The following is a 15,469-nucleotide window of genomic DNA, read 5'->3' on the forward strand; positions in this document are numbered from 1 at the left end:
GGTACCGAATCGACCGACGCCGCTTCGGTTCACGCGGGTGCTCCGGATTTCCGATCGCCAGCCGAATTGGGCGGGCGAACCACCAAATCGCATGAATTGAATGTTGATAATTTGGGGGAATGATTCTGTTTCGAGGTCGCCGGTCGAAAATCCCGCGGTGGGGATCGACTCAGCACCAAGCCAGCGAAACCGATGCTTCGATCGATGATGGTTCTCACTGAATAGGCGCGATCCGGGCGAACGACGCCCTCTCTCCACTTTTTCAGGCGTAAAGTGCAGCACCGAAAGGGCCACGCGTTTCTACCCCAGGGGGTTCAACCGGGGAGCGCCGGGCACCGACTTCAGGTTCGATTCATCTCGTCGGGCAGGTCGGTCGGGATGACGTACATTTCCGCGGCCTGAACCTGGATCAGCCGCCGCTCCGGCAGCAACAGGCCTGAGAGCTGGTTTCCGTAGACGCACCTGCTGTCGAGGCCGATGGTGTGTTCCCGCAACGTAAGGCCGCGCCGCGCCCAGTGCCCGTACACCACCAGCTTGGTTCTGCGGTAGAGTTCGAACCAGGGAGGCTGGCTTTCGTCGTCCAGATTTCGGCCTTCGCCGTCCCAGGTGCGGATGCGCGTCAGGATCTTGCCCGGGGTCTTCGAGAGCGGCAAGGTCGGATGGAGGCCGGCGTGTACCACGATCAGGTCTTCCTCTTCGTGGTACAGGGGAAAACTTTGAATATGGGAGATCCAGTCGATCAGATCGGATCCCATTCGCTCCCGGAGTTCGTCGAAATGGGCGTGGCCGAAGCGCCCCTGACGCACGTAGCGCAGGAACGCCGCCTCGTGATTGCCCAAGATCGTCAGGCCTCCGTATTCGCGTGCCCGCTCCAGGACGCCGAACGAGTCGGGGCCCTTGTTGATGAGGTCGCCCACAAATATCAGGCGACGTTCGCCTCGGCGCCACTCGGCGACTTCCAGAAGCCGGTCGAGTTCGTCGCTGCATCCGTGGACGTCTCCGACGATCAGTGTTTTCTCCAAGCGAATTTCTCCTGACTGAGGCGGGGCTCGAGTCTCGTTGGTAGCTCGATGTGAGCCCGTAAGGTAGTCTTCCATCCGAATCAACGGTGACCACGGATTTTTACCACAGGGGTCACAGAGGAAACGGAGTATAACGGCAATTTTTGTAAGCTTGTTGATTTAATACGGTTTCGAAAGATTTTTTTTCACTCGGCCCGAAGAGGGGGCACCTTTCGGACGGGCGTCTTGCCGGAGGGCAAGCATTTATCCCGTAATGGGAAACGAGGATATTTCAAATCACCGAGGGCTGGCTGTTCGCAGGGGGTATAACCATCTTTGATTGTATATGCTTACTGCGATTGCTCAACTTCTGGCCCGGTTTTGATTGACGGCGATCTGGTTCGGGGATCTCTTCACCTCGAAATGAGGAAATCCTTTTCGGGTTTAGTGTCCATCTTAATAACCGAAAACATTTATTTGCATCATCACTGGAAGATTCTCTGTCCACTTCGTGCGGGCCATGAAACCCTTCGAGTGTATCTTTCCTGCCTGTCTCGGTGATCTTCGTGAACTCTGTGGTTTAAAAAGACTTATGTATTTAAACCCCTGCTGCTGTGGAAAATGCCTCCGCCCCTCAAAAAACCAGGAAGTCCGGGCTCTTCAAGGACGTGATCAAATCCAGGCAACCGCTTTCGCTGAGTTGCTCCAATCTCAGCGGCAGGTTCGGATCGCAATTGGCGTAGGCTCCTGTGGGTAGTGCGCCGACCCACGCGTTGCGACCCGATTTTTTTGCCGCATACAGCGATTGATCGGCGAGGTCCACGATCTCCTCCCAACCGATTTGACGGGGCGTGGGCACCGCGAACGGAAAGTAGGAGAACCCGATGGAGCAGGTGCAGCGAATATCGGTACCGGAGGGCAGGTGGAACTCCTGGTCCTCCACCCGCTGGCGCAGTCGCTCCGCCATCTTGCGGCCCAGGCCTCGCTGACTGTCGCGGCAGACCAACAGGAATTCTTCACCACCCCAGCGAACCGCGAAATCGGAAGCGCGACAGCACGAGGACAGGATCTCCGCGAACTGGCGCAGGACCTCGTCGCCGGCCGGGTGTCCGAAGCGGTCGTTGATCGACTTGAAGTGGTCGATGTCCACTACCATGAACAACAGCGAGGCGTCTTCTTTCAGGCTCCGCGACGGGTTGGCGAAAATTCGGTTGAGCCGTTCCACCTCGCCGGTCAGGAAACTGCTCAGGTAGCGCCGGTTCTTCAGGCCCGTGAGCGAATCCGTGATGCTGGCTTCCATCAACTGCTTGTTCAGTTCGAGCAGTTTCTGCTCCTTGGCCTGGATGATGTCGTACTGGGCCTTCAACTCCTCTTGGAGCTTGATGAGCTTGTGTTGTACCCGATCGTTCAGGCGGGTCATTTTCATCGTCTCGCGGAGCAGTTTCGAGTAGGACCTGCTCAAGGATGAATAGGCTTCTCTGAGATCGACTTCGGATGCATGGGGGCTGCTCGCCAATTCGGCGGCTTCCTGTTCGATGCTCAGTTCCGCCCGGAAAACCTGATTCAAATTCTCAGTGACCGTGTTCTTCATGGAAAAAATCTCGGTGTTCACAAATTACCGACTAAAAAGGCTGTTGTGAGGCCCGAACAACCTTGGATGTATGCGGGTACAATCATTTTGAATTGTAGCAACAAAAGGGCTCGGGGTTCACCAAAAGTGGATGAGGTGGCTCACGAGGTGTCCGGAATTTTGAGATTCACGCAGCAAGGGACGATTTTCCGTCCCCCATCCAGAAACGGAAAGATCGGAACTGCCGGTTGGGTTCGCTTGGATGGGCTCGGTATCCGGTCCCTGATTTCTGACTTCGGGTTCGGCAAGGCTTTTATCATAAGATGATTAGCTGACTCCTGATCCCTGAATGGCCAAATCGGTTTGTCCTCGGGGCCCTGCCGATTCGGAGGCGCCCTTTCACAATACCGCCGTTTCTGGATGAGCACTTTCCAGGATGCGACACCATGCTTTTGGTATCTGGACCTTTTGCCGCATTGCGGTAAGATAGGCGTGACGCAATGCCTGACGGCGTGCGGATTTCGCTCTTTTTCGGGGAATGTCGAGACGCGTCTCGAGAGTCGGGCTCGTCTCCGCGTGGCCTCCCCGTAAAATGGTTCCGAGGTGCTTCTGAAAATGAGTGTTCCAACCACCCGGAGAGAGGCCGGACGAGAGGTTGAAGATCCTCGTTATCGTTATCTCAAAGGGTTTCAATCCAAGCGTTTGCGAGACACGTACGACGACTTTGCGAGTCGTCCCAAATACGCGTCGGCCTGCTACTTCTTTTTCGAGGAGATTTACAGCACCGAGGACACCACCGATCGCGACGAATCTTTTCGCAAGATCTACGGCACCGTTCAACGATTCCTCGGCGGCGAAGTCGTCGAAAGCATGACGCGCCTGATCGAATTGCAGGAATTGACCATCAAGTTGGATATGCGCATCCTGGATGTGCTGTTGGAACGCGAGGCCCCCGTAGAATTCGGTATGGAGACCTACGAAAGTGCCTACAAACTCAGCGAGAACTATCAAGAGCGAGTGCGCCAGATCGAGCTTCTGGAATTCACCCTTCGCCTGATTCACAAAATCTCGCATCGATTTGGCATTGGGATGGTTTTAAAAGGCTTGCGAAGTGCATGTGTGCTTTTGGGGCACACGCGAATGGTCGATTTCCTGATGAGCGGATACAAGGCTTTCGCCGATCTGAAGAGCATCGAGCCCCTGGTTTCGGCCATGAGCCAGCGGGAAAGGGAACGGCTGGACCGCATTTGGGCGCTGGAGATACCCTGACCTTCATTCCGCTTCGGGAAATCTGGCCGGCAGAGAGCGGGAGTGATCCGCCGGGGCAACCCTTGTTTATTTGTGGCGGGGCCACCGGTTGTCCGCCCTTCCGTGTCTTGGATTTTCCGGGCGATACGCTTTCGGTTGCCGTTATCCATGTTTTACGTAATCGTGATGGGTTGTCATGTTTGGATGAGCTTGCTTTTTCGTGATTTCCGTCGAAACGGCGCTGGAGACTTTGTGGAAGTGTCACTTTTTTCGGTTGGAAACGCTTGGGTGGTTTTTACAAAATCTTTGTAATTTGGGGTTCTCATTCTGAATATCTTTTCATAAACTTGGCGGTAGCTAAGGCTCTTTTAAAAGACTTGATTCGGTCCGGCTTTATTTTCGATAGCTGTATGGGTTCATGATGGCTTGATTTCAAGATGAGCGAATCTTGATTTGGACAGCCGTTTGGCGTCCTCTACGGTACGGTCCTCCCGGCCGTCGAATCGATCGCAACGACACTCCGGGGCTCCCGACCGCCATGTGGTGACACGTGTGGCCGGCACCGGCCGAGTTCCGTCTCGTGGCCCGGCCGCGCGGGTCCATGGCCGTGGTGTGTCCCGATTGGAGTGGAAGAGCCACGATGCCCTTCGACATATCGATTATCTCTTCACGTATTCAAGGAGAAAAAAATGCTTCGCCGTTATCTGCACAAGGGGCGCTTGGTCGCCCGGTTCTCGTGCGCCTTATTGATGATTTCGGCCATGTCAACCGCGCTGGCAGGCGAAATCGAGGATTTTCAAAACCACTGGATCTACAGGGCGTTGATGCTCCAGGGCAAGTTGGACCTTCAGGCACCCCTGGCCGACGCCACCTTTGTGACCACCCACAATTCCTACAATGCCGCCCAATATTCGAATGCCGGTTCCTATTGGGATCCCAACCAGGAGTACAGCATCACCAACCAGTTGCGCATGGGCGTTCGCTGCATGGAGTTCGACGTTCACGAATATTTCAGCACCGACGGCTGGCCCTGGGAATGGTCGACCGAGTTGCTGTTGTGCCACGGCACCAGCGACCACGTCGGGTGCTCCACCTTCGACCGCCATTTCAGCGAAGGCCTGGCTGAATTGCGCGATTTCCTGAATCGATCCGAAAACGCCAACGAGGTCGTCATCCTCTACATCGAAGAGCACATCGACGACGAATTCGGCGAGGCGGTCGACCTGTTGCGCGCCTACCTGGGCAACAAGATCTTTCGCCCGGTCAACGGCTGCGAGGGCATCCCGATGGATATTTCGAAGGCCGATGTCCTGGCCGCCGGCAAACAGGTGTTGCTGATGACGGATGGCTGCCGGAACGGGACCCTCAATCAGTGGGTCTTTGGCGGCGTGGGCCATCACGTCAGCGGGTTCCCCTCCGGAAACCCCAAGGATTTCCGACCCTATCCCGATTGCGGCAAGTTCGGACGCGGTGATTACGAGTCCCTGCTGGTTCGGTTTTTTGAAGATCGCACGCGCCTCACCGATGTCTTCGGAGATCCCGGCGAACCGCTCAAGTCCTCAAAGATGCGCGAGATGATGCGTTGCGGTGTCAACCTCGCCGGAATGGACAAGCTGACGCCGTTCGACGGCCGGCTGGAGAACCAGGTCTGGAGCTGGAACGTCAACGAACCCAATGATTACGGTTCCGGCGAAGATTGCGCCGAACACCTCTCCAACGGGCGCATGAACGACGTGGACTGCGGCCGCACCTACCGTTTCGCCTGTAAAGATCCGGACACGGGCGAGTGGTACGTCACCAGTGGATCCGGGGTTTGGAGTCAAGGCGAGGACATGTGTAGCGCCGAGACGGGCGGTTACTACGTGTTCGCCGTGCCCATCAGCGGGTATGAGAACGAGTTGCTGAAAGAAGCCAAGATCGATGAAGGCGTGAACAACGTCTGGCTGAATTACAGCGACGGTGCCGTCGAAGGCGAGTGGTTGCCCTATTCGCTTGGAAACCGCGAGTACCGCGGTCTCTGGCATGGCTCTGCCGGTCGCAACATGACTTCGGCGGCCAATCCCCGGGTGCAGTTCACCGTGACCGGCACGACCGAGGTTCAGTTCGATCTGACCTCGCCCGTCGACACCTATCTCTATCTCCTCGACGGTGACGGCAACCTGATCACGCAGGACGACGACGGCGGCAGCGGTTACAATTCGCGGCTTCGCCTGTCGCTGCAGGCCGGGCGCTACCAACTCGTCGCGGCAACTTACTCGGGCAGCCAGGTGGGTTCGTTCCTGTTGACGGCCAACGCGGGGACCTTCGGAACCTTACCCTGACCATTTGTCGATTCCTCGGAGCTGAAAGGCGGGAAGACGCACTGCGTCTCCCGCCTCTTTTTGTCGGATCGGCTAGATCCGGATCACAAATCCAAAGTGACGGTGTAGATCGCCTCGGTTTCCTTGCCGCCCTCATCCACCGCGGTCACCTGGAACCGGTAACTGCCGGCTGGATAGTCGCGGAGTTCGAAGCGGAAGGTGTCGGCGGACAACGTCGCCAGCAGTTGGGGCGCTTCGTTCACCAGGTACACACGGAAATTTTGAACCCGGTCGCGATGGCGGGCGGGACCCGGATCCCAAAGCAGGGTCATGACGCCGTTTTCCACATGACCGGAGACGGGCATGGGAGGTGCCAGATCACCCATGTATTCCCAAATGTAGTGGGTCAGGTCGGTGTCCTCCGCACAATAGCCCCGCGAGCCCGAAAGCGTTTGGATACCCTGGGTTCGCGTGGGCCCGGTATAGGAATAGGCGCCCATGTAATTGCTGAACAGTTCCTGGGCGGGAACCGGCCAGGCGGGCCGATGGGTTTCCTCCTGCGAGGAGGGATCGGTGTAGAGAGATCCGCTTTTTCCCAGAAAGGTCTCGATGGCGGCACCTACGCGCGATCCGGAGTTGCCCGCCTGATCCAGGGTGCTGCCGGATTCGATGCGCGGCAGGTAACGCCAGCCGTTCTGGGTCGGGTCCATGTCGTGGATGGTGCCCACCTGCTCGTTTCCGCCGCCATTGCCCTCGATGCTGCCGTGTGCGTAGTCGAACACGGCGCTGTCGTCGATGGCGTTGGAGTCTCCGGGTCCGGCCCAGATCAGGGGTCCCTGGTCGTTCAGTTGCGTGCCGTCCCAACCCATGCGATAGAAAATCGAGCGATCGACCTCAACCTCGTCACGGGTGTAGACGAAGGCACGCGCCAGCGGGAGATTGTCCTCGGTGCGAATGTGGCCGAAGGAGGCGTTGCGCACGTGGGTTCTGCCGACCGAATGGATCAAGGGGGTGAGGCGACCCGTTTCGGGGGAGGTGTTCAGGGTCAGGTCGTAACCCACCACGTCTTCCACGGTCAAGATACCGTCGCTCTGCGCGTCTTGGGAGGAGAAGCCGGTTTCACTGTTGACCGCGAGGCAGCGCTGAAGGGTCAGGTCCTCGGGGTAGCGTTGATCGTCGGTGGCCGGAAAGCCGTAGAGGTTGGCGTGGTTTTCGTAGAAGGTCCAGAATTCGGAGGAGTCGCCGTCCACGATGATGTTGTTCTGAAAGGATACCCTGCGACAGGAGTAACCGATGATGCCGCCTCGGGGTTGGTGCCCGCGATACTCGTCCAAGCGAACCACCGTGCGGCGAATGATGGAATCCGAACAATTGCGCAACTGGAAGTAGTAGCGTCCGTGACCCCATGCGAAACAGCTTTCCACCAGCAGGTTCTGGGAGCGAAGGAAATAGGCGGTGGCGCCGTTGCATCTGCCCCAGTTGGTGTTGTCGGTGCAGGTATTGGTCGCGGCGGCGTCATAGGCCCCACACAGCTCGAACTTGAGGTGTTGTCCGTACCAGACGGTGATCGGCGCATATCCGTCCTGACCGGTATTTCCCGCCACCAGGCCCTTGATCGCCATGTAGTCGATGGATCTCACGCCGCTGGGATTGGTATTGGGGAAGTCGGGATGCCGGAAGGTACCCACCAGGTGGATCGTCTTTTCCTGTACCCCGAAACCGTAGTCCGAGGCGTCGAGGTGGACTCCGGTGGGGTTTTCGGCGATCACGGTGGTCCAGGCGTCAGCCGATCCCGGCGGAGGCTGGCTGCCTCGCACGATGGCGTTTTCGTAGCTCTTGTGGGCGGTCAACGAGACCGGGTAGACGCCATCTCGGATGACGAGGGTGTCGCCGCTCTCCATGTGATTGAAAGCTTCCGCGAGCGTTTGGTGGGTCTCGTCGGGGCCGACCCAGAGCAGGTTGCCGCCGCCGACCTTGACGATCCAGTATTCGATCGCGGAACCGAGGCCGTTGGTGGCCCGAACGCCGACGTAGTAGCTCTCCGAGGGTAGGTCGACAGGAATTTGCCAGGTGACCTGACCCGTCAATGGGTTGATTTGCAGGTCGTCGGGGCCATAGGCGATGGTCCAATGGACATCGCCGCCGCGTTCCAAGACGGGCGTCGCCGAGTAGGTTTCGCCCGGGTTCGTGGTGTGGAGGTCGATTTCTCGAATCGCCGGAGCGACTTCTTCCGTCGTTGCGACGCAGGCGACCATCTGGAGGATGGTCGTACTCAGCGGCCAGTCTATATTCGCGACGGGACAGGCGCCTTTGCCACTGATCCCAAAGAACATCGCGATCATCCAAATATACATAAGATCTCTTCTCCTGTTCATACACGGCATGGATACCCGTGCCGATGGTTTGTCTAGGTACTTGCCAAACGGGGTTTCAGGAAGAACCGTGCTTCGAAATGGATGGTCCCGTGGGTCGTGGACACAGTTGGGAAAGAGGGGACACCCATCGATGCTTATGGGGTCAAGCCCGAAAAAGGCTGGCCGGGGCGCAGGGAAAACGGCCAGATACATGGATAATCCCTGAAATTCCTAGAGATATGACGGGCGTCACACAATGGCGAGCAGCCCGGGTGGGGGACGCCAGGCCCCTTCGCGAGAAACCGAGTCAACGCCGGATGGGCGCTAGTTCAAATGAAGATGCTTGCGGCGGGGAGACAGGATCAGGGCCGCCGTGGCGAGAAACACCGCCATCAAGACGATGGCCCAGGCCGAAAGCGTGGGCACGGCCATGCCGTCGACGGTCAGCCCGATGGCGCGAGGCATGTCCTCGTGGCCGTGGCGAAAGCGGATGGTGACATCCGCATTGTGGGACCGCACCAAATGGAGTTGGCTGGCGATGGCGTGATCGGCCGAAAAGGCCAACTCGTTCATCAGGTGGAACTTCCTGATGCCGCTCGGCCGCAGAATCGAAGTCAGGGGCCGATCCAGCTTGGCCCAGCTCTTGAGCTCGAACGTGGTTTCCGGGGCGACGCGCTCCTTCGACAAGACCTCTACCAGGGTCCATGTCGGTTTTGCGGATTCGTCGGCCGGCTCGCTGTGGGTGAGGGCCACCACAATCTTATATTCAAAACCCCATTGATAGTCGAAACCGATGATCGGTTCATCCAAATCACGCCATCGATCCAATGGACTTTCTCGAACCTGAAGACAAAAACTTTGGTCGAGATTTCCTGAATACCTTTTGTAATGATCCACAAAAAATTCTTTGACGAGTGGTGTCGCATCCGTCGCGGTGTTGGCCGGCGCGAATTGCACGGCATTGCTCATTGCAGGGGGATGCGTCGCCAGGGCCCACACCATGGAAAAGAGCAAAAAAGCTCCCATGGCAAAAAATGCGTGCAATCGTCGCCGATGATTCCTCATGAAAGTCCCCCGTTGGAATCAATGGCTTGCGCTGTGCCAAGGGTATGTTCCCAAGCATCGCTTGGCCTGGGGTTCGGTAGGTTCTTGAACGTTCGATTGTGTTAGTTTGGTTCGTTGACAAAGGCTCCATTACTTTTATACTCGGGATCGTACAAAATTACATAATGAAAAATGTGCATAAAGTGATCATGGTTACCTGCGAAAGGTGGTCGCAGGCATCCATCATTGCCTGGCTCCTCTTTTGAAAATAATTAAAACCGATCGGGCAATGACACTATCAAAGGTAATTCGAGCCGGACTGGGCTGGCGTTGCGATCCGTCGAATATGCTGTATGTGTATTGTAAGATGTTGCAAATAAAATATTTAAGTGGTTTGTAAAACTCGACACGAGGCAGGCGGTTTTTCGGGGAAGGTTTCGGTACGGGAGGCGTCAACCCGTTTCCGCGGTGGCACTTGGGTTCTGAAAACGGGGAAAGGGGCACATGCACGACGTCGGGGGGGGAGAGCCGTGCATATGCCCCTTTTTACGGAAGGAACCGCGATGACGGGCGGTGGGAGGCCGAAGCCGGGGGAGCCCCGGCCACCCTACCGAGGAGGTACGAACAAAGAAACGGTGGTCGGAAGTGGGGCCGGACCTCCGGTTGGTGCCGCCGACCCGAGATCAAGTTCACACCGCTCGCGGGTCACTCGATGAGGGCCTGCCCCGTTTTCCGATGGACGTGGTGGTCAGACTGCGGCCGGTTGGCCTTCGAACTGAGCGGCCTCGGTGCTGCCGGCCAGTGCCGTGGTGGAGGCTTGGCCGCCGGTGATGGTCTTGGCGACCGAGTCGAAGTATCCGGTCCCCACTTCGCGTTGGTGTTTGGTCGCCGTGTAGCCGTGGATTTCGCTGGCGAATTCGGCCTGCTGCAGTTCGGAGTAGGCCGACATGCCACGGTCCTTGTACTGGCGGGCCAGTTCGAACATGCCGTGGTTGAGTGCGTGGAAACCGGCCAGGGTGACGAACTGGAACTTGTAGCCCATGGCACCCAGTTCCCGCTGGAATTTGGCGATCGTGCTCTTGTCCAGGTTGGCTTCCCAGTTGAACGAGGGCGAGCAGTTGTAGGCCAGCATCTTCTCGGGGTACTTGGCCTTGATGGCCTCGGCGAACTTGCGCGCATGCTCCAGGTTCGGCGTAGAGGTCTCGCACCAGATCAGGTCGGCGTAGGGCGCGTAGGAGAGGCCGCGTGCGATGGCCTGCTCGAAGCCGCCCTGAATGCGGTAGAACCCTTCGACGGTGCGCTCGCCGGTCATGAACTCGTGGTCGGCGGGATCGATGTCGCTGGTCATCAGGCGCGCACTCTCGGCGTCGGTCCGGGCCACCAGGATGGTCGGCACGCCCATGACGTCGGCGGCCAGGCGCGCGGAAATCAGGGTGCGGACGAAGTGCGAGGTGGGAATCAGTACTTTGCCGCCCAGGTGGCCGCATTTTTTCTCGGAGGAGAGCTGGTCCTCGAAATGGACACCCGCCGCACCGGCTTCGATCATGCCCTTCATCAACTCGAAGGCGTTCAAGTTGCCGCCGAATCCGGCTTCGGCATCGGCCATGATCGGTGCGAACCAGTCGATTTCGTGCTTGCCTTCGGACCAGGTGACCTGGTCGGCGCGCTGAAGCGCCTGGTTGATGCGTTTGACCACGTGGGGCACGCTGTTGGCGGGGTAGAGGCTCTGGTCGGGATACATCTGGCCGGAGAGGTTGGCGTCGGCCGCAACCTGCCATCCGCTGAGGTAGATCGCCTTGAGACCGGCCTTGACTTGCTGCATCGCCTGGTTCCCGGTCAGGGCGCCCAGTGCGTTGACGTAGTCTTCTTCTTTCATCAGGCGCCACAGCTTTTCGGCACCACGCTTGGCCAAGGTGTGCTCGATGCGAATCGAGCCGCGCAGTTTGAGGACGTCCTCCACGCTGTAGGGTCGCGTGACCCCGTGCCAACGGGACTCGTCTGCCCAATCTTTCTTCATCTCTTCAGCTTGATCCTTAAAAGACTTCATATCCAATCTCCCATCAGCAAATGGCTGTGATTTATCAGGTTGTCATGATTTGAGTGGTTTTGGCGCCGCCGGGGAAAGCGGGGCCCCGACGCCGATTCAGGATGGAGGGAGCGGCCCGATCAGGTGACCGGATCGCTGGCCAGACTCAAAAATTCTTGAAAATCCTCTTGGAGGAACAGGTCGCGTGCGGCTTCCATGGCTTGGGTCCAGGCGGCACGATCGACGTCCGGTCCCAATTCTTCGAAGATCCGTCTCAACTCTTCCTCGAAGACCGAACCGACGAACTCGGGCGTGACCGCGTTGCCGTCGTCGAGGGTGACCTCGTGGTGCAGCCACTGCCAGGTTTGGGCCCGCGAGATTTCCAGGGTCGCGAGGTCCTCCATGAGGTTGTCCCAGGCGATACAGCCGATGTCGTTCTTCCACCCTTCGAGATAGGCGATGCCCACCCGTACGTTGGTGCGCAGCCCGATCAGGGTCTTGGGGCCGCTGCCCTGGGGGAGCAGATCCGGGTATTTGTCGTCCAGGGCGGACATGACATCGAGCTGGTTGTCGCGGGGGAAGGCCTTCATGGCGGTGCCGATGAAATAGGGGTGGGAAACCCAGCAGCCGTCATGGCCCATGGCGTATTCCCAGCGTTTGTCGGCTTCGACCTTGTCCGTCTGGGCCTGGCGCGTTTCGGGATCGCGGCCCGGGGTGAAGGCCGCCATGCCGCCCAGAGCCGAGGCGCCGCGGTTGTGGCAGATCGCGATCAAGCGCATGGCGTAATGCTTCATCCAGGGGCGGTTCATTCCGATGGAAGCCCGATCGGCCATGACGCGATCCTTGTGGAACCGCAACGTCTTGATATCGGAAAAGATCTTGTCCCAGCGGCCCACGTTCAGACCGGCCGCGTGCTCGCGCAATTCGTAGAGGATTTCCTCGATTTGGAAGGCGGCCGGCAGCGTCTCGATCAGGAAGGTGGCCCGCAAGGTGCCGACGGGCACCTTCAGCTTGGCTTCGAGCAGGTTGAAGGCCTTGTTCCACCAGCGCGCTTCGAGATAGTGCTCGACCTTCGGAATGTAGTATTTCGGGGTCTTGTTGCGTTCGATCAGCTCCGGCGCGGCGTGGAGCCAGGTCAGCGCCAGGTCCAGGAGTCCGCCGGAGACCGGGGTGCCGTCCACGAGGATGTTGCTCTCGTCGAGGTGAAGGCCTCGTGCGCGCACCATGATGAGGGCCATGTCGTTCGGATCCAGTTGATACGCCTTTTCGGGGCGGCCCGGACGAGCCTGTTCGACGTGGCGAAGGGTGCCCTCGGCGGCGCCGACGACGTTGTGAACCCCGTCCACGACGTTGGTCCAACTGGGTTTCATGCTGTCTTCGAAATCCAGCATGGCGCAATCGGCGCGATTCCCGTCGGCGGTGCGCGACAGCATGTTGATCACCATTTTGGTGGAGTTGACCGGACCGGTGATTTCCACCCGGCGCCGCAGCAGGTCTTGGGGCAGGGGCGCGACTTTCCAATCGCCTTGAACCGCCTCGGATTGGCGATCCAGGTACTTGGGGACTTCGCCGGCGTCAAATGCAGCCTGGCGAGTCTTGCGCGCTTCGAGGAGTTGGCGGCGTTCGGGTTCGAGTTCGCGACTCAGTTCGGCAAGCAGGGAAACGGCCTCGGGGGTCAGCAACTCGGCGGCGCGAGCTGTGTGGGCCGCCTCGAGGATGTGAACTCCCTCGGCAAGTTGAATGGTGGGACGGGCGGTGGCAGCGTGGCCTTCGACGACTTGAGTGGACAAGATCGCGCCTCCTTGAAGATGGGTCCTTGCCGCGGTGTGGCGACTTATTTGTGCCTAATCCTAGTTTTGCGAAATGCATATGTCAAGCGAATATTCGCTAAAAGTTGAAACTCGCTGATCGGCTGCTTTTCGGTTTTTGGGAGTTAGCTATAAATAGCTTATTTTAATATAGTTATGTGATTTGTTCTTTGAGGGTTCATATAGGAAACGAAATAGAATTACTTGCAAACTCTTTCGGAAAAAAGAGAACGATGCTTTAAAAAACACTCTTTTCCCATGGCTGGGGCGTTCGGTTTTGGCGGTGTCGATTCTCTCGATATTTTCGGCTAATTGTTGATAAATATAATAAAACATTATGTTTACATTGATTTCAAGTAAATGACGCAAGGCGTCGGGAGCGAACCCGATCTCTTTTTTCGCCTCTTCCGTACTGGTGAACTCGGGTTCAATAATGTAGTTTGGATTAGCGAATATTCGTTTTTAGGGTGTCTTCGCTGAAAGCTACAATTCTCCTCTCGCGAATGCCCACTGTCCAGCCACCCCTCCTGCGTGTACAATGTGAACCTGGGGGAGTTCCGTCGCGCGATCGCGTCGGACGGACAATTCTTTTGGGGGATGTTTCCATTGGACAACGACTTGATTCGCATGATTCTGGGGATGAAGGTTCGCCAGCTCCGTCAACAACGGCACCTCTCCCTTCAGGACCTTTCCAAGAAAACCGGCATGTCGGCTTCGTACCTGAATGAAATCGAAAAGGGAAAGAAATATCCCAAAGTCGAAAAGATCATGGCGCTTGCCGAATCGCTCGGCGAGCAGTACGACGATCTGATCTCGTTGCGCCTCGAGGAAGACCTGGGCAACCTGACACCCGTGCTGAATTCACCGCTCATTCAAAAATTTCCATTCAAGTTATTCGGCATTTCCGCACAGGATCTGATTCAATTGATGGCACGGGTGCCCCGTGAGATGGGGATTCTGGCCCGCATGCTCGAGGATATGGGCCACAACTACGACATGCGGGTGGAGCACTTTTTTCACACCGCACTGCGTTCCTATCAGATCATTCACCAGAACTTTTTTGCGGATATCGAAAAAAAGGCGGACCTGTTTCGCAAACAGCAAGGTTGGGAACGCGACCGCATTCTGACCTACGACGATTTGGTGCCCGTGCTCGAGGAATCGTTCGGTGTGTCCTTGGACGATTCCGTGCTCGCCGATCATCCGGTACTCAATCACATGCGCTCGGTCCTGACCGCCGATGGTCGCCTGTTGCTTCATTCCTCTCTCTCCAAACCGCGGCGAGCCTTTGCGGCCGGCCGGGAACTCGGCTACCACGTCCTGGCCGCCGAGGAGCGGGCGTTCAGCTCGCCGGCCTTGGAGGTGGGCACCTTCGACGAGGTACTCAACAATTTCCGCGCGTCTTATTTCGCCAGCGCGCTGTTGCTGCCGCGGGATCGCGTGCATCGGGACTTGAAAACGTTTTTCAAGCTCTCGCATTGGGATCCCGAGGCCTTCGTGACCATGATGGAATCCTACAAGGTGACGCCCGAGACCTTCTTCTATCGCCTGAGCGAGTTGGTGCCGCATTACTTCAAGACCCAGCGGGTCCACTTTCTCAAGTTCGCGCGGCGGCGCGGCGAGCGCCGGGTTCAATTGGCCAAACAACTCAATATGTCGAACGTGCACATTCCCCACGGCATCGGCTTGAAAGAACACTTCTGTCGGCGGTGGCTTTCGCTGTACGTCATCGACGAGTTGGAGATGCACCCCGAAAAAGGCATGGTGGTCGGCGTGCAGCGGTCCCAATTCATCGGCTACAACAGCGAGTTCTTCTGCATCTCGATCGCCTATCCCGGCATGCTGGACAAGGACGACCTCTACAGCGTCACGCTCGGTTTCCAGGTGGATGCCAGCTTGCGCAAAACCGTGAAGTTCCTGGGAGATCCACGCATTCAGGCCAGAGAACTGGGGCAGACTTGCGAACGGTGCCCCCTGTCCTACGATCGCTGTGAGGAGCGCACGACCGAGCCCGTCATCCATCAGCGGTTGCAGGAGGAAAAGGAACAGCTCCAGGCGCTGACCGACCTGCGAGAGCAAACCATGGTCGAAGCGTAGGTGTGCCCTTTCTTAATGGAA

9 protein-coding genes are annotated in these 15,469 nt (G+C 57.8%); 3 read left to right on the plus strand and 6 right to left on the minus strand.

The window, feature by feature from the left end:
* Window positions 1–341: 341 nt before the first annotated feature.
* Together J3U87_RS01300 and J3U87_RS01305 are read right to left on the minus strand one after the other, a co-directional pair.
* Entirely contained in the window at window positions 342–1,022 is a 681-nt protein-coding gene (locus J3U87_RS01300; protein WP_237381217.1) for a metallophosphoesterase, read from the minus strand.
* Between the two features lie 613 nt (window positions 1,023–1,635).
* Window positions 1,636–2,592 carry a GGDEF domain-containing protein gene (locus J3U87_RS01305; protein ID WP_237381218.1) on the minus strand — a complete coding sequence of 319 codons (957 nt, stop codon included), beginning with the start codon at window positions 2,590–2,592 and terminating at the stop codon, window positions 1,636–1,638.
* 594 nt (window positions 2,593–3,186) lie between these two features.
* On the opposite strand from J3U87_RS01305, the gene J3U87_RS01310 reads away from it, so the two are divergent.
* The gene (locus tag J3U87_RS01310) at window positions 3,187–3,840 is read left to right on the plus strand and encodes an FFLEELY motif protein (protein ID WP_237381219.1); all 654 of its coding nucleotides are present in this window, start codon (window positions 3,187–3,189) and stop codon (window positions 3,838–3,840) included.
* 668 nt (window positions 3,841–4,508) lie between these two features.
* On the plus strand, window positions 4,509–6,140 hold the full coding sequence (locus tag J3U87_RS01315) for a phosphatidylinositol-specific phospholipase C domain-containing protein (protein ID WP_237381220.1): 1,632 nt from the start codon (window positions 4,509–4,511) through the stop codon (window positions 6,138–6,140).
* A gap of 83 nt (window positions 6,141–6,223) precedes the next feature.
* Here the strand turns inward: J3U87_RS01315 and J3U87_RS01320 are convergent, their stop codons facing one another.
* The 4 genes from J3U87_RS01320 to J3U87_RS01335 all read right to left on the minus strand — a co-directional run bounded on the left by J3U87_RS01320 (window position 6,224) and on the right by J3U87_RS01335 (window position 13,333).
* A complete protein-coding gene (locus J3U87_RS01320; RefSeq protein WP_237381221.1) occupies window positions 6,224–8,473 on the minus strand; it encodes a right-handed parallel beta-helix repeat-containing protein in 2,250 nt (749 codons plus the stop codon).
* A gap of 324 nt (window positions 8,474–8,797) precedes the next feature.
* A complete protein-coding gene (locus J3U87_RS01325; protein WP_337249550.1) occupies window positions 8,798–9,538 on the minus strand; it encodes a DUF4377 domain-containing protein in 741 nt (246 codons plus the stop codon).
* 727 nt (window positions 9,539–10,265) lie between these two features.
* Window positions 10,266–11,564, minus strand: a complete 1,299-nt coding sequence (gene aceA / locus J3U87_RS01330; protein ID WP_237381223.1) for an isocitrate lyase — start codon at window positions 11,562–11,564, stop codon at window positions 10,266–10,268.
* A gap of 119 nt (window positions 11,565–11,683) precedes the next feature.
* Window positions 11,684–13,333, minus strand: a complete 1,650-nt coding sequence (locus tag J3U87_RS01335) for a malate synthase (protein ID WP_237381224.1) — start codon at window positions 13,331–13,333, stop codon at window positions 11,684–11,686.
* A 624-nt stretch (window positions 13,334–13,957) separates the two neighbouring features.
* Here J3U87_RS01335 and J3U87_RS01340 point away from each other — a divergent pair.
* Window positions 13,958–15,448 (plus strand): XRE family transcriptional regulator, encoded by a 1,491-nt coding sequence (locus J3U87_RS01340; protein ID WP_237381225.1) that lies wholly within the window; start codon window positions 13,958–13,960, stop codon window positions 15,446–15,448.
* The last annotated feature ends 21 nt before the right edge of the window (window positions 15,449–15,469 follow it).

Origin of the sequence: Sulfidibacter corallicola, from assembly GCF_017498545.1 — a bacterium.
Lineage (GTDB): Bacteria > Acidobacteriota > Holophagae > Acanthopleuribacterales > Acanthopleuribacteraceae > Sulfidibacter > Sulfidibacter corallicola.